20 protein-coding genes and 2 pseudogenes are annotated in these 24434 nt (G+C 70.0%); 6 read left to right on the forward strand and 16 right to left on the reverse strand.

Annotation, left to right across the window (positions count from 1 at the left end; translation table 11 throughout):
• The first annotated feature begins 81 nt into the window (after nucleotides 1–81).
• Complete coding sequence (locus tag ACWEOW_RS04735; RefSeq protein ID WP_452267997.1) at nucleotides 82–732, forward strand: alpha-ketoglutarate-dependent dioxygenase AlkB; 651 nt, start codon at nucleotides 82–84, stop codon at nucleotides 730–732.
• Nucleotides 733–745: 13 nt separating this feature from the next.
• On the forward strand, nucleotides 746–1579 hold the full coding sequence (locus ACWEOW_RS04740; RefSeq protein WP_452267998.1) for a maleylpyruvate isomerase family mycothiol-dependent enzyme: 834 nt from the start codon (nucleotides 746–748) through the stop codon (nucleotides 1577–1579).
• Between the two features lie 37 nt (nucleotides 1580–1616).
• Here the strand turns inward: ACWEOW_RS04740 and ACWEOW_RS04745 are convergent, their stop codons facing one another.
• The 10 genes and pseudogenes from ACWEOW_RS04745 to ACWEOW_RS04790 form a co-directional block, all read right to left on the reverse strand.
• Nucleotides 1617–3158 carry a hypothetical protein gene (locus ACWEOW_RS04745; protein WP_452267999.1) on the reverse strand — a complete coding sequence of 514 codons (1542 nt, stop codon included), beginning with the start codon at nucleotides 3156–3158 and terminating at the stop codon, nucleotides 1617–1619.
• Nucleotides 3159–3194: 36 nt separating this feature from the next.
• Nucleotides 3195–4928 carry a 2-isopropylmalate synthase gene (leuA, locus tag ACWEOW_RS04750; RefSeq protein ID WP_452268000.1) on the reverse strand — a complete coding sequence of 578 codons (1734 nt, stop codon included), beginning with the start codon at nucleotides 4926–4928 and terminating at the stop codon, nucleotides 3195–3197.
• A 251-nt stretch (nucleotides 4929–5179) separates the two neighbouring features.
• On the reverse strand, nucleotides 5180–5341 hold the full coding sequence (locus ACWEOW_RS04755) for a hypothetical protein (protein ID WP_452268001.1): 162 nt from the start codon (nucleotides 5339–5341) through the stop codon (nucleotides 5180–5182).
• Nucleotides 5342–5424: 83 nt separating this feature from the next.
• Entirely contained in the window at nucleotides 5425–6396 is a 972-nt protein-coding gene (gene era, locus ACWEOW_RS04760; RefSeq protein ID WP_452268002.1) for a GTPase Era, read from the reverse strand.
• Nucleotides 6374–7690, reverse strand: coding sequence for a hemolysin family protein (locus tag ACWEOW_RS04765; protein WP_452268003.1), 1317 nt, complete (start codon nucleotides 7688–7690; stop codon nucleotides 6374–6376). Before ACWEOW_RS04765 ends, era begins: the two co-directional genes overlap by 23 nt.
• A gap of 21 nt (nucleotides 7691–7711) precedes the next feature.
• Complete coding sequence (ybeY, locus tag ACWEOW_RS04770; RefSeq protein WP_452268004.1) at nucleotides 7712–8179, reverse strand: rRNA maturation RNase YbeY; 468 nt, start codon at nucleotides 8177–8179, stop codon at nucleotides 7712–7714.
• Nucleotides 8176–8586 (reverse strand): annotated as a pseudogene (locus ACWEOW_RS04775) (PhoH family protein); the annotation flags it as partial. The gene ybeY and the pseudogene ACWEOW_RS04775, both read right to left, overlap by 4 nt.
• A 1071-nt stretch (nucleotides 8587–9657) precedes the next feature.
• Nucleotides 9658–10413: pseudogene (locus ACWEOW_RS04780) on the reverse strand (PhoH family protein); the annotation flags it as partial.
• A gap of 13 nt (nucleotides 10414–10426) precedes the next feature.
• Entirely contained in the window at nucleotides 10427–11962 is a 1536-nt protein-coding gene (locus ACWEOW_RS04785) for a S10 family peptidase (RefSeq protein ID WP_452268005.1), read from the reverse strand.
• Nucleotides 11959–12318: an HIT domain-containing protein gene (locus ACWEOW_RS04790; protein ID WP_452268006.1), complete on the reverse strand. Its 360-nt coding sequence runs from the start codon at nucleotides 12316–12318 to the stop codon at nucleotides 11959–11961. Before ACWEOW_RS04790 ends, ACWEOW_RS04785 begins: the two co-directional genes overlap by 4 nt.
• 67 nt (nucleotides 12319–12385) lie before the next feature.
• On the opposite strand from ACWEOW_RS04790, the gene ACWEOW_RS04795 reads away from it, so the two are divergent.
• Both ACWEOW_RS04795 and ACWEOW_RS04800 read left to right on the forward strand, forming a co-directional pair.
• Entirely contained in the window at nucleotides 12386–12985 is a 600-nt protein-coding gene (locus ACWEOW_RS04795) for an RNA polymerase sigma factor (protein ID WP_452268007.1), read from the forward strand.
• On the forward strand, nucleotides 12982–14160 hold the full coding sequence (locus ACWEOW_RS04800) for a Gmad2 immunoglobulin-like domain-containing protein (protein ID WP_452268008.1): 1179 nt from the start codon (nucleotides 12982–12984) through the stop codon (nucleotides 14158–14160). The genes ACWEOW_RS04795 and ACWEOW_RS04800 overlap by 4 nt, the downstream gene beginning before the upstream one ends.
• 118 nt (nucleotides 14161–14278) lie before the next feature.
• Here the strand turns inward: ACWEOW_RS04800 and ACWEOW_RS04805 are convergent, their stop codons facing one another.
• The 3 genes from ACWEOW_RS04805 to hrcA form a co-directional block, all read right to left on the reverse strand.
• Entirely contained in the window at nucleotides 14279–15022 is a 744-nt protein-coding gene (locus tag ACWEOW_RS04805; RefSeq protein ID WP_452268009.1) for a 16S rRNA (uracil(1498)-N(3))-methyltransferase, read from the reverse strand.
• Between the two features lie 18 nt (nucleotides 15023–15040).
• Nucleotides 15041–16171 carry a molecular chaperone DnaJ gene (gene dnaJ / locus ACWEOW_RS04810; protein ID WP_452268010.1) on the reverse strand — a complete coding sequence of 377 codons (1131 nt, stop codon included), beginning with the start codon at nucleotides 16169–16171 and terminating at the stop codon, nucleotides 15041–15043.
• 145 nt (nucleotides 16172–16316) lie between these two features.
• Nucleotides 16317–17363, reverse strand: a complete 1047-nt coding sequence (hrcA, locus tag ACWEOW_RS04815) for a heat-inducible transcriptional repressor HrcA (protein ID WP_452268011.1) — start codon at nucleotides 17361–17363, stop codon at nucleotides 16317–16319.
• A 387-nt stretch (nucleotides 17364–17750) separates the two neighbouring features.
• Between hrcA and ACWEOW_RS04820 the strand changes: the two genes are divergently transcribed.
• Nucleotides 17751–18626: a DUF3097 domain-containing protein gene (locus ACWEOW_RS04820; protein WP_452268012.1), complete on the forward strand. Its 876-nt coding sequence runs from the start codon at nucleotides 17751–17753 to the stop codon at nucleotides 18624–18626.
• Nucleotides 18627–18638: 12 nt separating this feature from the next.
• Here the strand turns inward: ACWEOW_RS04820 and ACWEOW_RS04825 are convergent, their stop codons facing one another.
• On the reverse strand, nucleotides 18639–20087 hold the full coding sequence (locus ACWEOW_RS04825) for an aldehyde dehydrogenase family protein (protein WP_452268013.1): 1449 nt from the start codon (nucleotides 20085–20087) through the stop codon (nucleotides 18639–18641).
• Between the two features lie 24 nt (nucleotides 20088–20111).
• Nucleotides 20112–21347 carry a radical SAM family heme chaperone HemW gene (hemW, locus tag ACWEOW_RS04830; protein ID WP_452268014.1) on the reverse strand — a complete coding sequence of 412 codons (1236 nt, stop codon included), beginning with the start codon at nucleotides 21345–21347 and terminating at the stop codon, nucleotides 20112–20114.
• Between the two features lie 61 nt (nucleotides 21348–21408).
• Here hemW and ACWEOW_RS04835 point away from each other — a divergent pair, with 61 nt between their 5' ends.
• Nucleotides 21409–22191 (forward strand): peptidylprolyl isomerase, encoded by a 783-nt coding sequence (locus ACWEOW_RS04835; protein WP_452268015.1) that lies wholly within the window; start codon nucleotides 21409–21411, stop codon nucleotides 22189–22191.
• Between the two features lie 89 nt (nucleotides 22192–22280).
• On the opposite strand, the gene ACWEOW_RS04840 is transcribed toward ACWEOW_RS04835, so the two are convergent.
• Entirely contained in the window at nucleotides 22281–24416 is a 2136-nt protein-coding gene (locus ACWEOW_RS04840) for a glycosyltransferase family 61 protein (protein ID WP_452268016.1), read from the reverse strand.
• Nucleotides 24417–24434 lie beyond the last annotated feature (18 nt).

The raw sequence follows: 24434 nt of genomic DNA on the forward strand, positions 1-24434 counted from the left end.
CGGATCGCTCGGCGGGGCAGCGTCTTGACATGACCACGATCTGTCGAACACCTGTTCGAGGATCTGGGTTATCGTGGTTCCATGGACCTCACCCTTCAGGGGTCGCTGCTCGACCTCACCGACGACATGACCCTGCGCGACGTCCGCACCGGCCTGCGCCGCCACGTGCTCGGCCAAGGGGCGTGGGTCGACGTCCGCCCAGGGTGGCTCGCCGCCGGCGACGAGCTGTTCACGGCGCTGCTGCACGACGTGCCATGGCGAGCCGAGCGGCGGCAGATGTATGACTCGGTGGTCGACGTCCCGCGTCTGACCTGTTTCTACGCGGCTGACGAGCCGCTCCCCCACCCGATGCTCGTCGCCGCCCGCGACGCGCTGAGCGCCCACTATGCCGCCGAGCTCGGCGAGCCCTTCGTCACGGCCGGCCTGTGCCTCTACCGCGACGGCCGCGACAGCGTGGCATGGCACGGCGACCGCATCGGCCGTTCCAAGGACCTCGACACCATGGTCGCGATCCTGTCGCTCGGCTCGGCTCGGACGCTGGCGATGCGCCCGCGCGACGGCCATGTCGTCGCCGGGACCCGACAAAAGAGCTTGCGCTTCCCGCTGGCCCATGGTGACCTCGTCGTCATGGGCGGCTCGTGCCAGCGGACGTGGGATCATTCCATCCCGAAGACGTCCGACCCGGTCGGACCGCGAATTTCCGTTCAGTTCCGTGTGGCGGGTGTCCGCTGACAGGAGACGATGTATGCCGTTTCGCCCGACCGCTGGCGACCTTCCCTTTCTCACGCACCTGGCGCAGGACTCAGCGCGCTTCCGCGCCGTGCTCGCGCAAGCCCCAGCGGCCAGCCGTGTGCCGACCTGCCCCGACTGGGACACCGACGACCTGATCTGGCACCTCGGCGAGGTCCAGTGGTTCTGGGGGGAGATCGCCGAGCGTCGCCTCACCGATCCGGCGGATCTCGAGGCCATGAACGCGGCACGACGCGAGCGCCCCACCGACCGAGCCAGCCTCCTGGGCTTCTTCGACGAGTCCAGCGAGCGCCTCCAGCGAATGCTCGCGCAGCTGCCTCCCGAGACCGAGCTGTGGATGTGGGCCGACGACCGCTCGGCCGGCTACATCCGCCGCAGGCAGACCCACGAAGCGCTGGTGCACCGCATCGACGCCGAGCTCACGGCCGGGGCCGACCGGGCGCCGATCGACTGTCGCCTGGCGGCCGACGGCGTCGACGAGGTCCTACGGATCATGCGTGGGTACGACCCCGAGCCGGGGCTGACGCATGTCGCGACAGGTCCAGGCGTGACGATCGCCACGGTCGACGCCATGCACTCATGGACCGTGACCCCGGTTCGGATCACCGGCACCGACGCGGACGGCGACGACATCGACGTCGAGAGGTTCCTCGTCAGCGACGGGCCCGATGACAGCAGCGGGCGCGACTCCGCCGCGGAGATCTGCGGCTCTGCGGCTGACCTCGACTGCTGGCTCTGGAACCGCCCGGCGCACGGCGAGATCACCCGAGATGGTGACGCTTCAGCGCTCGCCGCCGTCGACCGCGTGCTCGGGCACTCGATCGACTGAGCCGGCCCCGTGACGGCCTTTCGGATGGCGTGTACGCTCAGGCGGCCCGGACCGAGGTGTCCGCCGCGCGCCGACGCCGGACCGGCAGCCAGGCGTGCGCCATCCCCGCCAGCGCCACCACAAGCGGGACGAACGCGAACAGGTAGCGCGACCGGCCCTGGAAGACGAGGGTGAACGCGGCGATCCCCAGCACCGACACGGCGACGAGAACCGTCTCGCGGCGATAGGGCGCCCGCAGCAGGCCGAGGCCCGCGACGATGAGCACCGCGATCCAGAGCCCCTGGGCCAGGTCGGCCCTGAGCTGGTACCAGGTCCCGTGCAGCCCGTTCACCTCGTGCAGCACCGCGGTCGCCCCGGTGGCCGGCGCGAGGGCCTCCGGCGACGCGTCATTACCCTCACCCCAGGCCCAGAACATCCCGTCGCCCCAGTTCCAGGCCACCTTGTTGCCGTAGAACGCGGCGGTGCCGACGATGCCGCGCTCGCTCCACTGTCCGGAAAGCACCTGCCCGGCATAGTCGCGCATCTGGCCCTGGGTCTGGCCGTGCACGGCCGCCACCATCTCGCCCGAGTAGGCCCCGTAGGCGACCGCGCCGGTCGAGCCCCGATGCTCCAGCGACCCCATCGCGACCCACCACAGCAGCGGCGGCGTCACGGTGTCGTCGATCCGCGAGGAGTCGACCCCGGCCGAGCTCATCGAGGCGTTGGCCAGACCGGTGCCGAGGAGCACGAACCCCAAAACCGAGGCCGCACACGCGCCCACGACACCCATCCGTCGTGCGGTCGGCAGCCCGTGGTCGAACGTCGCGATGACGGCCGTGAGCACGGCTGCGATGACCACCACGACCGGTGTCGTCTTGATGGAGTACGCGATCGTGATCGCCGCAATCGCCAGCACCCACATGATGATCCGGGTCGACCGCCGACCTGGTGCGAGTGCCTTGTCCGCCAGAGCGACACCGCCCACGACGAACGGCATCGCGTAGAAGTCGGTGTAGGGCACGCTGAGCCACGGGCTCGTGCCAACCAGTGCGAGCGTCGCGAGCTGTGCCGCAAGGGCCGGACCGCGGCCGGCCACGCGCACGACGAGCAGGTGGACGGCATACACCGTCACGGCCACGCAGACGCCGTTGAGCGTGATGAGCACGGCATCAGGCGAGAGGCCGAGGCTCCTGCCCACCTCGACGCCGAGCCGGTCGATGGCAAGCAGCGGGAGGTTGTTCGGGAAGAGCGAGAGGTAGCCGTAGTCCGAATCGGTCAGCGGTCGGCCGCCGCTGACCGAGCGCGCCATGTCCATGATGACGCGCGCGTCCCAGCCGTACTCGTACCGGCCCATCAGGCCGACCCAGGTGGCAAGGACGCCTCCGCCGACCGCGACGACGACGGGCACCCAGAGGTTCTCCACCCACCGCGGAACGTGGGCGACGGCGGCGACGACAAGCACCACGACGACCGTCGGGACGACGACCTGCCAGCGGTACTCGATGTTCGCCGCGCGGGGCGCCACGAGCGCCACGACGGCGACGGCCACGAGAACGACCCCCGTCAGCCTGAGCAGCGCTCTGCCGACGGGGGTCTCCATGGGCTCAGACGGTACCGGACCGCGGGCTCCGGAGTCTCAGCTGTCCCGCTCCGCCCGGTTGACCGCCGACACGATCGCCTTGATCGAGGCCGTGACGATCGAGGGGTCGACGCCGACGCCCCACAGCACGCGGTCCCCCACCGCGCACTCGACGTATGCCGCCGCACGGGCGTCGCCACCGGCCGACAGGGCGTGCTCGTGGTAGTCGAGCACCCGCACGTCCGGAGTGTCCGGCACAGCGGACAACGCGTCGACGAAAGCTGCGATCGGGCCGTTGCCCGTGCCGTTGACCGTCGTGGGCTCACCGCTGTCGTGCAGCGTCGCCTCGATCGTCGTGGCACCGTCGACGGTCGAGTCGGTGACGACGTTGACGAGGTCGAAGCGGCCCCAGGCACGGGCCGGGTCGGGCAGGTACTCGTCGCGGAACCTGGACCACAGGTCGGCCGGGGACACCTCGCCGCCGTCCTGGTCCACACCGCGCTGGACGACGCCCGAGAACTCGATCTGGAGCCGCCGCGGCAGGTCCATCTGGTGCTCGGTCTTCATGATGTAGGCGACGCCGCCCTTGCCGGACTGGCTGTTGACGCGGACGACGGCCTCGTAGGAGCGACCGAGGTCGTGCGGGTCGATGGGCAGGTAGGGCACTCCCCAGACGAGGTCGTCGACGCTCGTGCCCTTCTCCTTGGCCTCGGCGGCCATCGCCTCGAACCCCTTCTTGATCGCGTCCTGGTGCGAGCCGGAGAAAGCGGTGAAGACGAGGTCGCCGCCGTAGGGGTGGCGCTCGTTGACCGGGAGCTGGTTGCAGTGCTCGACCGTGCGTCGAATCTCGTCGATGTCGCTGAAGTCGATCTGCGGGTCGATGCCCTGGCTGAACAGGTTCATGCCGAGCGTCACGAGGCACACGTTGCCGGTGCGCTCGCCGTTGCCGAAGAGGCACCCCTCGATCCGGTCCGCGCCGGCGAGGTAGCCCAGCTCGGCGGCGGCGACCCCGGTGCCGCGGTCGTTGTGCGGGTGCAGTGACACGACGACGGACTCGCGCCGGTCCAGGTGCCGGATCATCCACTCGATGGAGTCGGCATAGACGTTCGGCGTCGCCATCTCGACCGTGGCCGGGAGGTTGACGATCATCTTGTGGTCCGGCGTCGGGTCGATGACGTCGATGACCGCGTTGCAGATCCGCATGGCGAAGTCGAGCTCGGTGCCGGTGTAGGACTCCGGCGAGTACTCGTAGTAGATCGTCGTGTCCGGGACGGACTCCTCGAGCTTGCGGCACAGCCTCGCCGCCTGGACCGCGATGTCGATGATGCCGTCCTGGTCGAGGCCGAACACGACCCGCCGCTGGAGGGCCGACGTCGAGTTGTAGAAGTGCACGATCGCCTGCTTTGCGCCGGCGATGGCGTCGTAGGTGCGCTCGATGAGGTGGTCGCGGCACTGCGTCAGCACCTGGATCGTCACGTCGTCAGGGATGTGGTTGCCCTCGATGAGCTCGCGGCAGAAGTCGTAGTCGGTCTGGCTCGCCGACGGGAAGCCGACCTCGATCTCCTTGTAGCCCATCTTCACGAGCAGCTGGAACATGCGCAGCTTGCGCTCGGAGTTCATCGGGTCGATCAGGGCCTGGTTGCCGTCGCGGAGGTCGACAGCGCACCAGCGGGGGGCCCGGTCGATGCGCCTGGTCGGCCAGGTGCGGTCAGGAAGGTCGAAAGGCAGCTGCTCCTGGAACGGCACGTACTTCTGGAACGGCATACCGGACGTCTGCTGAGGGTGGATCATCGCTTCGCTCTCTCGTCTTTCGGTGTCTCTGCGGGTGTCCGGCCGGACACGAGAAACTCCGCGACGAGGGGGGCCGGGATCAGGCCTCGCCGCGGCAGCGAAGGAGGAGCTGCGCCGAACGCATGCCAACACCGTATTCCGGTGGGCTGGGTTGCGTCCACAGGTCGGGCGAGCTGCCCGGATCGTGAGACCGCCTCAGGACCGGTGCGTGGCTATCCGGTTGCGGTTGAGTCTGGGTTTGAGTCTGCGGCTCAGTCTGCGTTCGGGGTCGCGCCGCGGACACCCGTCGCGGACTGATCTGTGGGCAGCGAAGCGGCGCTGGTGCCGGCGTCGGCGATCAGCTCCTCCGGACGCGGCGGCACGGTCTGGTCGTCCTCGAGAATCTCGAGCTCGTGGTCTGGCTGCTCGCTCATGATCGCCTCCCGCCTCAAGCGTATTCCCGCACGCCGCCGCCCGTCACGAGTCGCGCGAACGACGCCCGAGGCCCGGCGGAGTCTCAGAACCCGAGGCGCTGGAGCTGCTTCGGGTCCCGCTGCCAGTCCTTGGCGACCTTGACGTGCAGGTCGAGGAACACTCGCTGTCCCAACAGCGCCTCGATCCCCTTGCGGGCGTTGGTGCCGACCTCGCGCAGGCGTGAGCCGCCGCGGCCGATGACGATGGCCTTCTGGCTCGGACGCTCAACGAACACGTTGACCCGGACGTCGAGAAGGGGGTTGTCCTCGGGCCGGCCCTCGCGCGGGACCATCTCCTCGACCACGACGGCGAGCGAGTGGGGCAGCTCGTCCCGCACGCCTTCGAGAGCCGCCTCTCGGACGAGCTCGGCGATCATGACCGCCTCCGGCTCGTCGGTGAGGACGCCATCGGGGTAGAGCTGGGGCGACTCGGGCAGGTACGACGACAGCACCTCGCGCACCACCTCGACCTGCTCGCCGGACACGGCCGAGCAGGGCACGATGTCGTCCCAGTCGCCGAGCCGGTCGATGGCGATGAGGTGCTCGGCCAGTCGGTCGCGGTCGACGGCATCGGCTTTGGTCGCGATCGCGACGACCGGTCGCCTGCGCACGGACCGCAGCTCCTTGAGCTCGTTCGCGATGAAGGCGTCGCCCGGGCCGGGTCGCTGGTCGGCGGGCAGGCAGAAGCCGACGACGTCGACCTCCAGGAGCGTCTCGCGCACGAGGTCGTTGAGCCGCTCACCGAGCAGCGTGCGGGGCTTGTGCAGGCCCGGGGTGTCCACGAGGATCAGCTGCGCCTTCTCGGTCGTCGCGACACCCCGGATCGTGTGTCGGGTCGTCTGCGGCTTCGACGAGGTGATCGCGACCTTCTGCCCGACGAGCGCGTTGGTCAGCGTCGACTTGCCGGCGTTGGGCCGGCCTACGAGACAGGCGAACCCGGCGCGGAATGCCGCGGCCCGCCCCTCGGAGGAACCTCCCCCACCCTGCGTGTCGTCAGCGTCCTGCCGTGTGGCCATGAGCGTCCTCCGTCTCGCTGTGCTCGCCGCCAGTGTGCTCCTGCGCCACGCGGTGGACGATCACCGACGCGACCCGATGGCGCCGGCCGGCCATCCGTTCCGCGGTCAGCTCGAGGCCGGCGACCGTGCCGGACGAGCCGACGATCGGCACCCGGCCGATGACCTTCGTCAGCAGACCGCCGACGGTGTCGACGTCCTCCTCGTCGATCGCCACGTCGAACAACTCGGCAAGGTCGTCGATGTCCATCGACGCCGGGACCCGCAACGTGCCGTCCTCGAGCTGCTCGACGCCGGGCGCCTCCCGGTCGTGCTCGTCGGCGATCTCGCCGACGATCTCCTCGATGATGTCCTCGATGGTGACCAGGCCGGCCGTGCCGCCGTACTCGTCGACGACGATGGCGAAGTGGCTCTGCTCCAGCTGCATCTCCCGCAGCAGGTCGTCCACCGGCTTGCTCTCGGGAACGAAGTGCATCGGCCGCATCACCTCGGCCGCGGGATGCCGGGCGTCCTCGGGTGCGGCGTTGAGGCGCCTGGCGACGTCCTTGAAGTAGAGCAGGCCACGCACGTCGTCGCTGTCGTCGCCGACGACGGGGATCCTGGAGTAGCCGGAGCGCAGGAAGAGGGACATCGCACTGCGCAGGGTCTTGTCCGCGTCCAGGGTGACCATGTCGGTGCGCGGCACCATGACCTCGCGGGCCACCGTGTCACCCAGCTCGAAGACCGAGTGGATCATCTCCCGCTCGTCCTCCTCGATGACGTCGGACTCGCCTGCGATGTCGACGAGGTCCCTGAGCTCGGACTCCGTCTGGAACGGGCCGTTGCTGTAGCCCTTGCCCGGCGTGACCGCGTTGCCGAGCACGACGAGCAGCTTGGCGACGGGGCCGAGGATCCGGCGAAGACCGACGGCGAAGGGGGCGGCCCAGAGTGCCACGGTGTCGTAGTTCTGCCGGCCGAGCGTGCGTGGCGAGACGCCGACGACGACGAACGAGACGACCGCCATGATCGCGATGCTGATGAGCAGGCGGCTCCACGTCTCGGTGACCTGGCCGGCCACGGCGAGGGTCACGAGCACGGCGGTCGTCGCCTCCGCGACGACGCGCAGGAAGGCGATCACCGAGAGGTATGCCGGTGAGTCGGCGACCACGGTGAGCAGCGACTTCGCACCTGAGCGGCCCTCGTCGAAGAGCTCTTGCGCACGGACCCGGGACATCCGGAAGATGGCGGCCTCCGCCGCCGAGAGCAGGAAGGCCACGACGATGCTGATCAGGGCCGGCAGGACGAACTGCGGAAGCATGTCGGTCTCTCGTCTCGCCGCTCAGGCCGTCGGCCGGTTGCGCGTGGCCAGGAACGTCAGCAGCAGCTGCCGCTGGAGCTCGAACATCTCGCGCTCCTCGTCCGGCTCGGCGTGGTCGTAGCCGAGCAGGTGCAGCAGGCCGTGGGTCGTCAGGAGCAGCATCTCCTCGATCGGCGCATGCCCGGCCTCGAGCGCCTGCTTCGTCGCGACGGACGGGCACAGCACGATGTCACCGAGCGTGCCCTCCTCGGGCTCCTGGCCCTCTCGCCCGGGACGCAGCTCGTCCATCGGGAAGCTCATGACGTCGGTCGGGCCGGGCAGGTCCATCCACTGTTCGTGCAGGACCGCGATGGCGTCCTCGTCGACGAGCTTGATGCACAGGTCCGCCTGGGGGTGCACCCGCATCTGGTCCATGACGTACCGGGCACAGGCGAGCAGCTCGAGCTCGTCGACGTCGTGGTCGGTCTCGTTGAGCACGTCGATGCTCATGCGCCTGCCTCCATGCCGTGGCCCGGCGCGGAGGTCTGGGACGACCCTGACGTCGACGGCGACTGGGACGGCCTCGGCGACTGGGCTCGGGACTTGTGCGCCGCGCGGTTGGCCCGGCGCTCGCGCAGAACCTCGTCGCGCTCGTAGGCATCGACGATGGCGCTCACGAGCCGGTGCCGCACGACGTCGTGTGAGGTCAGCTCGGCGAAGTGCACGTCCTCGATCCCGTCGAGGATGTCGCGCACGACCTTCAGACCCGAGCGAGTGCCGCCGGGCAGGTCGATCTGGGTGATGTCGCCCGTCACGACCATCTTCGAGCCGAAACCGAGCCGGGTCAGGAACATCTTCATCTGCTCGCTGGAGGTGTTCTGCGCCTCGTCGAGAATGATGAACGCGGAGTTCAGCGTGTTGTGGGTGACGAGGAAGTCGTCAGTCACATAGAGGGAGTCCTCCGACGCAACCTGGATGCACATCGTCTCCTGCACGCCGACGTGCTCGATGGACTCGATATGACGCATCGGCCGCCCGCCCCCGGTGAGGTTGAACTTCGAAGCCTTGCGCGGAAGCCAGAACGGCGGCACCCCGGCCGGCAACCGGATGTCGAGCACATAGGCGTCCGCGTTGTAGGGCACCGGACGACCGTTGGCGCGCCCGGGGGGCCGTCCGGAAGCTGCCCGGGTGCGAGAGTAGGCGACGCCTCCGAGAGAGCGGACGAGGAACACCACATCGTCGCGAAGCCGAGGTGAGGTTGTCGTGTATTGCACGCGGCAGGTGCGCGCATCCTGTGTGACTGGTCCTCCGTCGGTGTCGAGGATCCCCTTGAGCAGCGACAGGCGGCTGGCGGCCGAGGTGTGCAGGTACGAGTTGGGGACGAACTTGGTCGACGACCGGGTGCCGGCGAGACCCAGTTCCCTGAGCACGGTGGTCAGCGGGTTGGCGACCCCAACCCCGCCGCGGCTGATCGGCCGCCGCCGGAGGACGTAGTCGTAACCCCCCTTGTGCGCCACCGCGACGCCCTCGAGGCGGGCCTGGAGCTCCAGCGCCAGGTCGCCATCGGCGGTGGCGAAGCTCGGTGTCGTCGCCGTGGTGAGGCATCCGTCGCCCAGGAGGAGGCCCAACGCGTATGGATCCATGGGCAGCTCGCCGCCCTTGAACTCGACAGGCCCGACGAGGGGAAGCTCGTAGCGGCGGATGTAGCCACGACGGAGCTTGCCGATCATGTCCTCCGTCTGGATCGTCCGCCACGTGTTCCTGCGGCGGTCCTCCGGCGTCCGGACCGTCCAGAGGTGCTCCCCACAGCACAGCGTCGAGGCACCGTCCTGCGTCGTCACCCGATAGACGTCCTTGCGGCCCTGGGGGTAGACACCGATCACGGGCGTGGGAAGACCGTCCGACCCGACCACGAGGTCGCCGATCTGCAGCGAGCCGAAGTCCCTGAAGCCGGAGGGGGTCAGCACCTGGCTGTCGAGCGGTTGAGCACGTCCACGCATATACGCCAGTGGTGCGACCTCGATGGTCCCGGACGCCATGAGCTTCGGGATCGACTCGGGCGAGATCATGTCGTGGAGGGCATCGTAGAGCGGCCGGAGGTACGGGTCGATCTTGTCGTTGAGGGTGCCCGGCAGGAAGCCGAGCCGCTCCCCCGCCTCGACGGCCGGGCGGGTCAGGATGATCCGGTCGACCTGCTTGGCCTGCAGCGCGGCGACCGCCTTGGCCATCGCGAGGTACGTCTTTCCGGTTCCGGCCGGCCCGATGCCGAAGACGACGGTGTGGCTGTCGATCGCGTCGACGTAGCGCTTCTGGTTGAGCGTCTTCGGGCGGACGGTGCGGCCGCGGTGGCTGACGATGTTCATCGTCAGCACGTCCGCCGGGCGCTCGATGGTCTGGTTGCGCAGCATCGAGATCGACCGCTCGACGGCATCGCGGTTGAGCGGCTGCCCGGTCTCGACGATGACGAGGAGCTCGTCGAGGAGCGAGTCGATGATCTCCAGCTCGCCGGCCGGGCCGGTGAAGGTCATCTCGTTGCCGCGAACGTGGGTGTCCACGAGCGGGAACTGGCGCTCCATGGTCCGCAGGAGCTCGTCCCGCGGCCCGAGCAGCGCAACCATCTCGATCGGCGGCGGGATCTGCCGGGTCAGCCGTGGCGTGTCGCCCGCACCCGTGGCGTCGGGCGACTCGGGCGTCAGGGGGTCGGTGTCGTGGGGCTCGGGTCGGCCGGGGTGAGCGTCATTCATCGTGTCAACGAGTCTACGTGGGCAGGCCGGACGACCTCACCACGAAATCGGCCAGGTCGCGGCTCTGCTGCACCCGGGACGGCTCGTGCACGTACATCATGTGACCGGCTTCGTAGTACGCGTGCTCGATGTTGGCCACCATCTCCTCAGGCAGCTGCAGGTGCGCGACGACGTCCTCCGCCGCGAAGTGCGGCGTCGCGCCGTCGTAGTAGCCGTAGGCGATGTGGACGCGCAGGTGTGGGTTCTGCCGCATCGCCCGCTCCAGCTGCGGGGACACGTCGACCGGCCGCCCTTCGAAGTCCTTGAACGACCACGGGTGCACGATGCGGGAGATCTGCTCGTAGTGCAGGTCGTTGCTGTAGCCGAGCTCGTCTCGCACGTAGTGGTTCCACGCAGCGGCATACGGCCCGGTGATGGCGTCCATCGACGGGTCGGCGTCCATGTTCTCCGCGATGGCGCTCGCCGCCGGTCCGGTGAAGCGGGAGTCGAGCCTGCCCACGGACAGCCGCTGGTCACGCAGCAGCTCGGTGAAGAAACGCCAGTGCTCGATGCGCAGGTCGGCCCGGTCGATGTAGTCCTCGCTCAGGCCGGACAGCCGGGCCACGGTCGCCACGGCCTCGGCGCGCTCCGCCGTCGTCAGCCGGTTGCCGCGCGACAGGACCCACGGGTAGTCGCGAGCGGCATACGTCTGTGCCTCCTCGAGGACGGATCGCAGGGAACGCCGGCCATGCTTGCCGTGGTAGTGGGCCACGGCGGCGTAGGTCGGCAGGTAGAGCGCGTGGGCGCGGTCGTTGCGCTGCTTGTCGAAGTCGATCGACGACAGGTCAAGGACGCTGGAGATGAGGATGAGCCCGTTGGGGTACATCCCGTAGCGCTCCTGCAGGTGCGCGGTCAGCGCGGCGCCACGAAGCGTGCCGTAGGACTCACCGGCGACGAACTTCGGAGACATCCAGCGCTTGTTGCGCGAGGTCCACAGCCGGATCAGCTCTCCCACGGACTCGATGTCCTTCTGGTAGCCGTGGTACTCGCCCGGCTTGCCGCCTTCCACCGCACGCGAGTACCCCGTCGACATGGGGTCGATGAACACGAGGTCGCTGACGGCCAGCAGCGACTCGGCGTTGTCGGTGAGGGAGTACGGCGGGGGCTTGAGGTCACCGGCATCACCCATGACGACGCGGCGGGGGCCGAAGAGCCCGAGGTGCAGCCACACGCTGGAGCTTCCGGGGCCGCCGTTGAACGCGAACGTCACGGGCCGCGTGCGCACGTCGGCATCATCGAGCACGTAGCTGGTCATCGACAGCTCCGCGCGCGGCTTGTTGCCGCCGAAGGTGCCGTCCTTGTGCTCCTCCTCGCGAAGCACCACCCGCCCGGTGGTGGCGGTGTAGCTCAGGCGCCGGCGCCCGACGCGGAGCGTGTGCTTCGTGATGACGAAGTCGTCGACCGGCTCTGGTGCCTTCGCAGCGGCGGGACCTTCCGCCTTTCCCGGCTCGGACTCTGTTGCGGCAGAACCCTTTTCGGGCTCCGGCTTCGACGGCTGCTCGTCGCTCACACCATCCGCCTCTCGGTCAACCGCGTGCCGGCCAGCACGTGCACGTGGGCATGGAAGATCGTCTGCCCGGCCTCGCTGCCGGTGTTGACGATCATCCGGTTCGCGTCCGCGACACCCTCCTGCCTGGCGACGGTCGAGGCGAGGCGGAAGACGTCGGCGAGGTCGTCGGCCGAGGCGGCGGCGAGCGCCCCGACCGTCGGCTCGTGACGCCGCGGCACGACGAGCACGTGGATCGGCGCTGCCGGGTTGATGTCGCGGAACGCCACTGACCGCTCGCTCTCGGCCACCCGGTCCGAGGGGATCTCGCCCGCGACGATCTTGCAGAAGAGGCAGTCACTCTGGGTCTGCGAGGTCATGTGTGCACCCTAGGCATGTCAACCGGAACGTGCACGTAGGCGTCAAGGGTCCGTGAGAACGTTGGGTATGCCGGTCGGCCCGCTCAGCGACCCCGCGACCTCGGGCGCCGCCGATCCAGGACGCGGTGGCGATACAGGTGTGCCGGCCGACCCGGACGTCGCGATCACCGAGCTGTACCACGCGCACTGGCACCGGCTCGTGCGCCTGGCCTGGTTGCTGCTGCGCAACCAGCTCGCCGCAGAGGACGTCGTGCAGGACGCGTTCGTGGCCACGCACCGACACTGGACCTCGATCCGCGAAGGTGGGCGCGTCGTCGGCTACCTCCAGACCGCCGTGGTCAACGGGTGCCGCTCCGTCCAGCGACACCAGGTGGTGGTGGACCGCCAGAACGCGCGCGACGCGTCGGCCGCGGACGCCCCGTGGCGCGACACCCATGGCAGCGCCGAGACGGAGGCCCTCGGGACGGCCCGACGTGACGCCATGATCGACGCGCTCCGCGACCTTCCCGAGCGGCAGCGTGAGGTGCTCGTGCTGCGCTACTACTCGGACCTGTCCGAGGCCCAGATCGCCCAGACCCTCGACATCTCGCCGGGCGCCGTCAAGACCCACGCACACCGGGGCCTGACGGCCCTGCGCAACACCATCGACCCCTCGGAGCTGTCATGAACAACGAACCCACACGCCCCACCCCGGGCCGCGGGGACGAGGAGCCGGTTCGCATCGGCGCCGGCCTGAGGCCCGTCGAGGAACACCTGCGCCGGTCGCTCGCGAGCGAGGCGCAGCGCATCTCCCCGACCGAGCGTCTCGCAGCGATCCTCGATGACGCGCATGTGGCCGAGTCGAGCACGACCCACCGGCCGCACCGCTGGCTCGTGCCTGCCGCGGCTGCGGCGGTCGCCCTGCTCGTGGGCGGGACCGTCTGGGCGGTCAACCGGCCGTCCGGGAACCACCCGTCGGTCGCCGGGAGCACGGTCGCCACGTCACAGCAGACCTCGAGCGTCGCCTCGTCTGCTCCCTCGAGCGTACCGACCAGCACCGCCACCGGCCCGACGACCTCGTCCACGACCCCCGAGGTCCCGCCCGCCACGGCCACGGTGTCCCTGCCCGTCTACTACGTCGGGCCGGTGGCACCGGGCAGCGACCAGCGACGCCTCTTCCGGGAGTTCGTGCCCGTGGAGATGCCGAAGTCCGCCACGCCCGAGGACAAGGCCCTGGCCGCCCTCCGGCACGCGTTCGGTCCGCCGAACCTCCTGCCGTCGAGCCCACCGTACGACTCGCCCTGGGCTGCGTCGGTGCCGTTGGCCGTGTCCGTGGCCGACGGCCAGATCACCGTCAAGCTGTCGACCGGCCTCGGCCAGACACCCACCGGCGGCGGCGCGCTCGCGGTCCAGCAGATCGTGTGGACGGTGCAGGCCGCCCTTGCGCAAGGCGCCCTTCCGGTCCGCATCACCGTCCCCCACGACGCCGACCTCGCGCCCGGGCTGCCCAGTACCGCGGTCTACAACCGACCGACCGACCAGATCGAGGTGCTGACGGTCGTCGCCCCGGTGTGGATCGACCAGCCGTACCGCGGGCAGGTGCTCAAGGCCGGCCGTCCGCTGGATGTCAGCGGCTTGGCCAGCACCTTCGAGGCCAACGTCCAGTGGCAGCTGCTCAAGTCGGGCACCGAGGTCGAGTCGGGCTTCACCACGGCTGACGCCGGCGCGCCGGCGCGAGGCAAGTACTCGTTCAGCACCAACACCGCGCTCGATCCCGGCAGCTACGTGATCCGCGTCTACGAGTCGAGCGCCAAGGACGGGTCCGTCACCGCCGAGCAGCGAATCCCCTTCACCGTCCGCTGACCCCGCGCCTGCACCACGCGGGCTCCGCGCGGCCCCCTCCCCGGCAACACACCGGGCAGTCGCAAGGTTCGACGGTTATTACTGTCATGGTTTGCGACTGCTCGGTGTGTTGCGGAAGTCAGCGCCAGCGGGACTGGGCGCTGAGCACGGCCAGAGCGGCGGGACCGGCCGACGACGCGCGCAGGATGGTGCGACCGAGGCGCACCAGGTGGGCCCCGGCCTCGGTCAGCGCCTCGATCTCACGGTCGGTGATGCCGCCTTCCGGACCGACGACGACCAGCACATCGCCACCGTCCGGAAGCCGCACGTCAGCAAGGGCCTCGCTCGCGTCCTCGTGCAGCACCAGGGTCAGGGCCGCGGCGCCCACCCGACCGACGAGCGACGTGAGGTTGACCGCGGGCGCCGTCAGCGGCATACGGGCGCGGCGGGACTGCTTGGTCGCCCGGGTCACCACGGCCTCCCACTTGGCGAGCGACTTCGCCGCCCGCTCGCCGCGCCACACGACCACGGAACGCTCCGCCTGCCAAGGCACCACCTCGTCGACGCCGAGCTCTGTGGCGGCCTCGACCGCCTGCTCGTCCCGGTCGCCCTTGGCGAGCGCCTGCACGAGCACGAGCCTGGGGGCGGGCTCGGGCTCCTCACTCAGCGAGACCACCACTCCCCGGACGCTCGCGCGGTCGACGTATGCCGCTTCGACGAGGGCCCGACGCCCAGCGCCGTCCGCGACGAAGAACCGCTCCCCCGGCTTGATCCGCACGACCGCGGCAGCATGCCTGCCTTCATCACCATCGAGCACCAGGGTCGAGCCCACGGCCGCCTCCGCGACGACCTCGCGCCCGGCCAGAAACAGCTGATGGGTCACGGGGTGCTCACCGAGCGCTCACTTGTCCTTGAACGCGTCGCGCAGCTTGCCGAAGAGGCCTTTGTTCGCGGGCGTCAATCGGCCCTCCGGACGCTCCTCGCCCCGAAGCGCCGCGAACTGACGCAGCAGCTCCTGCTGCTCCTCGGTCAGCCGCGTCGGGGTCTGCACCGTGGCGTGCACGAGCAGGTCACCGCGGCCGCCGTGGCGCAGGTGCGTGACGCCGAGCCCGCGAAGGGTCAGGACATCGCCGCTCTGGGTGCCCGGGCGGATCTCGAGGTCCTGCATGCCGTCGAAGGTGGAGAGCTTCACGGTCGTGCCGAGCGCAGCCGCCGCCATCGGCAGCTCGACGCTGCAGTGCAGGTCGTCCGCGCGCCGGGTGAACGTGTCGTGGTTGAGCACGCGGATCTCGACGTACAGGTCGGCCTTGGGGCCGTTGCCGGGCCCGGCCTCACCCTCGCCGGTGAGCTGGATGCGGGTGCCGGTGTCGACGCCGGCCGGCACCTTGAGCTTGAGCGTGCGCCGGGTGCGGACCCGGCCGTCGCCGGAGCAGTCGTGGCACGGGTCGGTGAGGACGGTGCCGTAGCCCTGGCAGTTGACACAGGGGCGCGAGGTCATCACCTGGCCGAGGAAGCTGCGCTGGACCTGCTGCACCTCGCCCGCGCCGTGGCAGATGCCACACGTCTGCCGGCCCGTGCCGGGCTCGGCGCCGTCGCCGCCGCAGCGGACGCAGCCGATCGCGGTGTCGAGGGTCAGCTCCTCCTCGGAGCCGAAGACCGCCTTGGCGAGGTCGATGTCGAGCCGCACGAGTGCGTCCTGACCGCGCTGGACCCGCGACCGCGGACCACGGCTGCCGGCGGCTGCGCCGGCTCCGAAGAAGGCGTCCATGACGTCGCTGAAGGAGAAGCCCGCGCCGGCGCCGAAGCCGCCGCCAGCGGTCGCGAACGGGTCGGCACCGAGGTCGAAGGAGCGACGCTTCTGCGGGTCCGACAGCACCTCGTAGGCCTGCGAGACCCGCTTGAACTCCTCCTCAGCCTCCGGGCCGGGGTTGACGTCCGGATGGAGCTTGCGGGCAAGCCGGCGGTAGGCCTTCTTGATCTCCTCCTGACTTGCGTCGCGGGAGACACCGAGGACGGCGTAGTAGTCGTTCAAGCGGGTGTTCCTTCAGTGCGTGGCGTTCGGGCCGTGCAGGCGCGGCTCGCGTCGGTGTCGGTCAGGATCGGAGGTCAAGGCTGGTTTCGGGCTGTTGGGGCTGATGCTGGGTAGCGGTGGCGGATGGGCTGCGCTGTCGGCACGGTCAGGTCGAGCGGTTGTCGTCGAGGACCTCGGACACGTAGCGCGCGACGGCGCGCACCGTTGCCATCGTCGTGGGGTAGTCCATGCGGGTCGGGCCGAGGACACCGAGGCTTGCAATGCGCTCGCTGCCGGAGCCGTACCCCATCGACACGAGCGAGGTGGTCTGGAGCCCGGTGACAGGGTTCTCTGAGCCGATTCGCACGGAGACCAGCTCCGGGTCGTCGCCGAGCTGGCCGAGCAGGCGCAGCAGCGTGACGTGCTCCTCGAGGGCCTCGAGGATGGGCCCGATCGTCCGCGAGAAGTCGGCCGTGGCCGCGCGGGCGAGGTTGGCCTGACCGGCGAGCACGACCCGCTCCTCCCGCTCCTCGGCGAGGGCGTCGCCGAGTGCGGAGACCACCGCACCCAGCGCCGGGCGGTCGGCCTCGTCGGCTTCCTCGACCAGCCGGCGCAGCTGGGTCGTGGCGACCGCGAACGGCACCCCGGCTGCGACGTCGTTGACCTTGCTCCGCAGCCAGGCGATGAGGGCCTCACCGTCGGTGTCGACGACCGAGCGCCCGGTGTCGACGACGCGCTGCTCCACGCGCCCGGTGTTGACGATGAGGACGATCATCAGGTGGCTCGCGCCGATCGGGACGAACTCGATGTGGCGCACCGTCGAGCGCGTCAGCGATGGGTACTGCACGACGGCGACCTGTCGGGTCAGGCTGGCCAGCAGCCGCACCGTCCGGTCGACGACGTCGTCGAGGTCGACGGCGCCTTCGAGGAAGTGCGAGATCGCACGGCGCTCCCCGGCACCGAGCGGCTTGATCTGGCTGAGCCGGTCGACGAAGACGCGGTACCCGGCATCGGTCGGCACGCGACCGGCAGAGGTGTGTGGGGCGTGGATCAGGCCCTCTTCCTCGAGCTGTGCCATGTCGTTGCGAACCGTCGCGGCACTGACCCCGAGGTGATGGCGCTCGACGAGCGCCTTGCTGCCGACCGGCTCGGATGTCTGGACATAGTCCTGGACGATGGCGCGCAGCACCATCAGCTTGCGCTCCTCGCTCATCGCGACACCTCCTCGCCTCGGCCTGGCACTCTCGCGACCCGAGTGCCAAGTCTACGTCGCCGCGTCCAGTTCTCCGATTTCATCCCACCGTATGCCGCAGACGACGACACTGCCCTACCCGAAACCCTCGCCGCGGCCCCCAAACGGAGGGCCAGGTCCGGGGAACACCACCCATCTGCGCGCCGCGGCCCCCAAACGGAGGGCCAGGTCCGGGGAACACCACCCATCTGCGCGCCGCGGCCCCCAAACGGAGGGCCAGGTCCGGGAAACACCATCCATCTGCGCGCCCCGGCCCCCAAACGGAGGGCAGCGAGGGGGAGGGGCCCACCGCGTGGCGGTCAATGGTCACGGCGTCCGCGCGGCATACCGTGTGGGCTTGTGTCTTCCATGGATCGCTACGGATCGGACGTCTTGGGCGGCGACTGGCGGGCGCCCCGGCGCGGGCGCTCGGTCGACCTGCCGGCCGAGCCTGACCTGGTCGTCGAGGAGGTCGAGACCGGCTGGGTCGGCGCCGTCGTGCGGGTCGAGAAGGCGGGCGGGATGCACGTGGTCCACCTCGAGGACCGCGGTGGCCGCACCAAGGCGTTCCCGCTCGGGCCGGGATTCCTCGTCGACGGACGGCCCGTCACCCTGACCAAACCCGTCGCGGCAGCATCGGCGGCCCTGGCCGAAGCGCGGCGCGCCGACGCGCGCACGGCGAGCGGCTCCGTCGCCGTCCACGGGGCTCGCGCGCGCGTCGCAAGCGGCTCGCGGATCTACGTCGAAGGCCGCCACGACGCCGAGCTCGTGGAGAAGGTGTGGGGCGACGACCTTCGGGTCGAAGGCGTCGTCGTCGAGCTGATGGACGGCGTCGATGACCTCGCCGGCATCGTCGCCGAGTTCCAGCCCGGTCCCGGACGACGTCTCGGCGTGCTCGTCGACCACCTCGTGCCCGGTACCAAGGAGGCACGACTCGTCGAGCAGGCGCGCGCGCTGCCTGGGATCGCCCCGCACGTGAAGATCCTCGGACACCCGTTCGTGGACGTGTGGCAGTCGGTGCGGCCCGAGCGGCTCGGCTGGCAGCAGTGGCCGGTGATCCCGCGCGGCACCTCGTGGAAGCACGGCATCTGCGACGCGCTCGGCTGGCCGCACGACACTCAGACCGACATCGCGTTGGCGTGGAAGCGCATCCTCGGGACAGTCCGCACGTACGCGGACCTCGAGCCCGCGCTGCTCGCGAGCGTCGAGGAGCTCATCGACTTCGTCACCGAGCCCGGGGCCTGAGCCACGGGGTGGCTAGCGCGTGCGGCGGCCCGGGAAGACCACGAGGTCGATGACGCGCTCCTTGACCGAGGTGAACGGCGGCTGGACGACGCCGAGCAGGTCCGGCTTCGTGGGTAGCGACAGCACCGCTTTGGTGTGCGAAAACAGCTCGACCGAGCGCTCGCCATGGTAGGTCCCCATGCCACTTGGACCCACTCCGCCGAAGGGCAGCCCAGGCACGGCCAGGTGCGCCAGTGGCACGTTGAAGTTCAGCGCACCCGACGATGTGTCGCGCACGAAGCGGTGCCGAGTCTGCGCGTCGTCGGTGAAGACATAGAGCGCCAGCGGCTTGTCCCGCGCCGTGATGAACGCGATGGCGGCGTCGACGTCGGCGACCTCGACGAGCGGGAGCACCGGGCCGAAGATCTCCTCCTGCATCACGGGGTCGTCGCCCGAGACCTGGTCGACGATGGTGGGCTCGAGGTAACGGCTCGTTGCGTCCGACCGTCCGCCGCTGACCACCTTGTCGGTGTCGACGAGGGCCGTGACCCGTCCGAAGTGGCGGTCGTTGACGATCCGGCCGTAGTGGTCGGAGACGCTCGGGTCGTCGCCGTACAGATCCCCGATCGCCTTGACCAGCAGGGGTTTCAGCGCATCTAGCGTCGTCCTCGACGCAAGGACGTAGTCGGGCGCCACACACGTCTGGCCAGCGTTGGTGAACTTGCCCCACACGATGCGCCGGGCCGCGACCTCGAGATCCGCGTCGTCGGCGACATAGGTCGGTGACTTGCCCCCGAGCTCGAGCGTGACCGGGGTCAGGTGCTTGGCGGCCGCCTCCAGCACGATCCGGCCGACCGCGCCGTTGCCGGTGTAGAAGATGTGGTCGAACCGCTCGGCCAGCAACGCTGTGGTCTCGGGGACGCCGCCCTCGACGACGTGAACGGCGGCTGGGTCGAGGTATGCCGGCACGAGACGCGCCATGGCACGCGAGGTCGCGGGCGCCACCTCGCTGGGCTTGATGACCGCGGCGTTGCCGGCCGCGAGAATGCCGACGAGGGGCGTGAGGGTCAGCTGGATCGGATAGTTCCACGGTGCGATGACGAGAACCACGCCGAGCGGCTCGCGGACGACCTTCGCGCGCCCCGGCACGAGCGACAGGGGTACCGAGACGCGGCTCGGGCGCAGCCACGACCGCAGGTGCCGGAGGGTGTGGTCGATCTCGGCGACGACGAAGCCGATCTCGGTGACCCATGCCTCGGTCCCGGCCTTGCCGAGGTCGTCCCGCAGCGCCTCGGCGAGCTCGGTCTCCCTCTCGACCAGGAGGCGCCGCAGTGCACGCAGCTGTTCGACCCGCCAGGCGTACGGCTTGGTGACGCCGCGGTCGAACGCCGCCCGGGCCTGCTCGACCGCGGCCGTGGCAAGGGTCGGAGAGTCGCTGGGGTCGACCGCCGGACTGTCGGGCGTGCGAACGGTGTCAGTCATGAAGTCCTTCTTCGTCATTGCTCGTCAGGCCGCGAGGAGCCGGTGTACCACGGTGTCAGCCAGGAGTCTGCCGCGCCGGGTCAGCACGACACGACCGCCCCGCACCGCGGCCGGGCCGTCGACGAGCCCGTCCGCGATGAGGCCGGCCACGGCCGTGCGGCCCGATCCTCGCAGATCCTCCATCGGCAGGCCGTCCACGAGCCTGCTGCCGAGCAGCACCCGCTCGTCGTAACGCTGCTCGGCGGAAAGTGTCTCGCGCGCATGAGCGGGCGACACCCCGGAAGCCAGCCGGGCGGCATACGCGCTCGGGTGCTTGACGTTCCACCAGCGCACCCCGCCGACATGGCTGTGTGCGCCCGGCCCGATGCCCCACCAGTTCGTCCCGGCCCAGTAGGCGACGTTGTGGCGGCAGCGCGTCGCCTCCGAGCGCGCCCAGTTGCTCACCTCGTACCAGCCGAAGCCGGCGCGTGCCAGCGTGTCGTCGGCGAGCTCGTACTTGTCGGCCTCGTCGTCGTCCTCCGGGGCGGGCACCAGGCCGCGGCGCACCTGCGCGGCGAGCTTCGTCCCCTCCTCCACGACGAGTGCGTAGGCCGAGATGTGGTCCGGCTCGAGCGCGACGGCGGTGTCGAGGCTGCGCTGCCAGTCGTCGAGGGACTCCCCCGGTGTGCCGTAGATGAGGTCGACGCTCACCTGCAGACCCGCGTCACGCGCGGACTCGACGGCCCGAGCGACATTGTCCGGGTTGTGCGTGCGGTCGAGAGTGCGCAGGACGTGCGGGACGGCCGACTGCATGCCCACGGAGATGCGTGTGAACCCGCCTTCGGCGAGCTCGCGCAGCGACTCCGGTGTCACGGAGTCCGGGTTCGCCTCCGTGGTCACCTCGACGTCGGGTGCCAGACCGAACCGCGAGCGTATGCCGTCCAGCATCGTCACGAGATCGCGCGAGCTGAGCATCGTCGGGGTGCCCCCACCCACGAAAACCGTTGATACGACGGGAGACTCGTGTCCGAGAACAACCCGTGCCAGGTCGAGCTCGCGATCGACCACCGAGGCATAGTTGACGACTCCCACCCTGGCGTCCGGCCCGCCCAGCTCGGTCAGCGTGTAGGTGTTGAAGTCGCAGTAGCCGCACCGCACCGAGCAGAACGGCACGTGGACGTAGATGCCGAGGTCAGTGGCCGCGAGGCCGGAAAGCGCGGACTCGGGCAGCTCCCCCGACGACGGCGCGGGGTCGCCGTGGGGAAGGGCGGAGGGCGGCATACGGCCATTGTCTCAGGCGCCACGGGTGGGATCGGGACGCCGGTGGACCTACGCTCCAACCATGGAGGAAGCGGCACCGCCTCCGACCCCGAACCGCGGGTGGTGGAGCGTCCGCACGGTCATGCTCCTTGCGGCCGGTGCGATGGTCGCGCTCGTGATGACCGTGGTCGCCCTCTCCCTGGGCTCCGACACCGACGTGCTGGGCGCCCGTGCACCGGGTGCCTCCGAACCTGGCCCTTCGGCACCCGGCGCCTCCGGCGGTGTCGCCTGTCAGGCGCCGCCCGACCCGCAGGAGTCCCCGACCCATTTCGCCTCCGCACCCGACCCGTCGGTGGCCCAGGACGGCGAGTGGGACGTCACGCTCCATACCACCTGCGGCGACATCGGGCTGCTCCTCGACGGGCATGCGGCCCCGAAGAGCGTCGCGTCCTTCGTCACGCTCGCGCGAGCCGGGTACTGGCACGACAGTGTCTGCCATCGGCTGACGACGAAGCAGGCACCCACCGCGTTCCTCCAGTGTGGTGACCCCACGGGCCGCAGCAGAGCCGACCCCGGCTACGACCTGCCGGTCGAGAACACTCCTGCCGACCGTCACTACGCGCTCGGCACGGTGGGCGTGGCCCGCGGCGACGGCTTCCCGAGCACCTCGGGAGAGTTCTTCATGGTGCACCGGGACTTCACTCTCGAGCCGGACCATGTCGCCTACTCGGTCATCGGACGGGTGGTGTCCGGGCAGGACGTCGTCGAGCACATCGCCCACGAGGGCGGCGAGGACACGAGACCGGACGGGCCGCCGTTCCTGTCGATCAGCATCATCGACGTGGACGTCGCCCGCCACCGCTGACGCTCGAGACCCCCGAGACGCCGGACTCGATGTGATCCCGCACCGTATGTCACGCGGGATCACATCGAATCGTGGTTGCGACGACGACGTCAGCCGTCGAGCCGGGCGAGCACCTGCTCGAGGTACCGGCCTTCGTCGTCGAAGTCGAAGGTGAAGCTCGAGGCGAACGCGTCGAACGTCCACGATCCCTCCGGATGCTCCACATCCGAGCGGCTCCAGACAGACGTCAGGTCGTGCCCGCGCACGGCCGAGATCAGGAACTCGTTTCGGGCGGTGTATGCGTCCGGCCCGAGCGCGATGACGCGCTTCGGGGTCGTGCAGAACGCTAGGGAGAACAGGCCGCTGCCGGCGAACCCAGCGATGACCTCCGCCTCACGGAACATCGCGACCTGCTCAGCGAGCGCGTGCGTCTCCGGATGCACGACCGTGAACCCCTGGCCGGCGAAGAAGGTCTCGACCTCGGCCACGTTGTGGCACGACCTCTTCAGGTGCGGCGGCCGCGACAGGAACAGGCGTCTCGGGCGCTCGCCTGGCTCGGCTCCGCTGACGACGTGGTCGCCCACGCGCGTCCAGACCTGGTCCATGTCCTCGTGAACGTAGCGCGACAGCGCGAACATCGGCGTGGAGGTGTACAGACGCTGCGGCCGGCACGGGCTTGTGAAGACGTGAACGTCGTCCGACTCGATGCCGAAGGTGCTGAGGATGTCGATCTCGAACGACGCGAGAACGGCCGGCTCGCGTTCCGGCTCCACGGTGATCAGCACCTTGAGGTCCGGCTCCAGGGCCTTGACCCTGTCCCAGGCCCACAGTCGGCTCAGCTGCTCGGTCATGAGATGGCCGAACTGTCCTGGCCACTCGCAGTCGAGGTGGAACCACGCTCCGTCGAGTGGGTAGGCCTCGCTGAGGTCGCGGCGCACCCGGCCGAAGCGGGGCCCTCCTTCGACGACGTAGATATTGGACAGGCGTTCCATCCAGTTCTGTCGGAACGTGTCCGGGAAGATGATGTCGTCCTTGGTGACCACCTGCCCCCGCGAGCAGATAGCTCCGTCGTACCTGCGGATCGCGAGCGAGGGCACGTCGAAGTGCCTGCGGACGTACGGGTCGGCGGGGCGGTTCGACGCGTACGAGCAGGTGGCATCCCAGGACGAGGACGGCTGCGTCTCGAGCGTCGTGCCGAGCTCTGGGCGCGCCTCGAGGACCGGCGCGACCTCTTCCTCACGCAGGATCGGCGCCATTCGCATGCCGTTCACCACTCGAAGCACCTTGCTGTGCACATGCAGCTCGTCGAGGGTGCGTCCGACCCCCTCCGCGTCGCGGTACCGCTCCTTCAGCGGGTCAAGCTCCCGGTAGTCGCGGGTCCGCGCCTCCTGGGCCACGCTCAACAGCTCCCACAGGTCGCCTGCGTACGGCGGGCCGGACGTCGGGTTCTCGTTGGGCAGCTCGAGGTGGGCCTGGGGCACAGGCTGGGCCTCTGGGGCGGGCGCGTCCGGACCCGCCTCGCCCTGGAGCCTGGTGGCCGGCGCCTCGATGGGGACGAGGCGTCGGGCAACGAACGCCCCGCCCTTGCGCAGGTGCATGTAGGTCCGCTCGAAGAGCAGCGCCTGGTCGTTCGCCCTCTCGTCGGATGCGTCGATGACCGCGTCGAAGGGTCCTTCGACCGTCAGCCGGACGTGGGCGTCGGACGCATCGTCGCTCACGTGGACCCTCGTCACCTGCAGGTCGGGCCAGCGCTGCGTCAGGATCGCGGCCCACGGATCAACGTCCGGACCACCGACGACGGCGACCTTGCCCTTGACCTGCTGGCCGACTGCCTCGACGACGATCTCCATCGCACCCAGGTGCGGGCGCACGTCCTGCCAGTCCTGTTCCTGGGCGAGCCGGACGAGCTCCTGCGCGGGCGTGAGAACGGGCAGCGGGGCTGCCGGCGCCGCGGGCTGGCCCGGTTGACCCCGTTGGGGCTGCTGACCTGCGGCAACGGTTGGCGCTGCGGTGGGCGCTGCGGTGGGCGCTGCGGTGCTAGGCGCTGCGGTGCTAGGCGCTCCGGCGGTGCCGTTGGCACGGTCACCCGCGGCTCCGGTCTGCGCTGGGGCCCCGCGACTGGGCCGGACCGCGCCGGACGGCATACCGGCCCCGGAGGCACCCCCGGACGGTGCTGCCGACTCCGCCCCGACCCGCTCGGCTCCGGCGGGCGTGGTCTGTCGAACCGGCTCTCCCGGCGTCTTCACCGGCTTTTTCCCTCGGCT

It is taken from the genome of Monashia sp. NPDC004114, assembly GCF_053603855.1.

Bases quoted from the DNA above. Each gene is read 5' to 3' on its own strand.
- ACWEOW_RS04735 (WP_452267997.1), top strand. From the start codon at position 82: ATGGACCTCACCCTTCAGGGGTCGCTGCTCGACCTCACCGACGACATG.
- ACWEOW_RS04740 (WP_452267998.1), top strand. From the start codon at position 746: ATGCCGTTTCGCCCGACCGCTGGCGACCTTCCCTTTCTCACGCACCTG.
- ACWEOW_RS04745 (WP_452267999.1), bottom strand. From the start codon at position 3,158: ATGGAGACCCCCGTCGGCAGAGCGCTGCTCAGGCTGACGGGGGTCGTT.
- leuA (WP_452268000.1), bottom strand. From the start codon at position 4,928: ATGATCCACCCTCAGCAGACGTCCGGTATGCCGTTCCAGAAGTACGTG.
- ACWEOW_RS04755 (WP_452268001.1), bottom strand. From the start codon at position 5,341: ATGAGCGAGCAGCCAGACCACGAGCTCGAGATTCTCGAGGACGACCAG.
- era (WP_452268002.1), bottom strand. From the start codon at position 6,396: ATGGCCACACGGCAGGACGCTGACGACACGCAGGGTGGGGGAGGTTCC.
- ACWEOW_RS04765 (WP_452268003.1), bottom strand. From the start codon at position 7,690: ATGCTTCCGCAGTTCGTCCTGCCGGCCCTGATCAGCATCGTCGTGGCC.
- ybeY (WP_452268004.1), bottom strand. From the start codon at position 8,179: ATGAGCATCGACGTGCTCAACGAGACCGACCACGACGTCGACGAGCTC.
- ACWEOW_RS04790 (WP_452268006.1), bottom strand. From the start codon at position 12,318: ATGACCTCGCAGACCCAGAGTGACTGCCTCTTCTGCAAGATCGTCGCG.
- ACWEOW_RS04795 (WP_452268007.1), top strand. From the start codon at position 12,386: ATGCCGGTCGGCCCGCTCAGCGACCCCGCGACCTCGGGCGCCGCCGAT.
- ACWEOW_RS04800 (WP_452268008.1), top strand. From the start codon at position 12,982: ATGAACAACGAACCCACACGCCCCACCCCGGGCCGCGGGGACGAGGAG.
- hrcA (WP_452268011.1), bottom strand. From the start codon at position 17,363: ATGAGCGAGGAGCGCAAGCTGATGGTGCTGCGCGCCATCGTCCAGGAC.
- ACWEOW_RS04820 (WP_452268012.1), top strand. From the start codon at position 17,751: ATGGATCGCTACGGATCGGACGTCTTGGGCGGCGACTGGCGGGCGCCC.
- ACWEOW_RS04825 (WP_452268013.1), bottom strand. From the start codon at position 20,087: ATGACTGACACCGTTCGCACGCCCGACAGTCCGGCGGTCGACCCCAGC.
- hemW (WP_452268014.1), bottom strand. From the start codon at position 21,347: ATGCCGCCCTCCGCCCTTCCCCACGGCGACCCCGCGCCGTCGTCGGGG.
- ACWEOW_RS04835 (WP_452268015.1), top strand. From the start codon at position 21,409: ATGGAGGAAGCGGCACCGCCTCCGACCCCGAACCGCGGGTGGTGGAGC.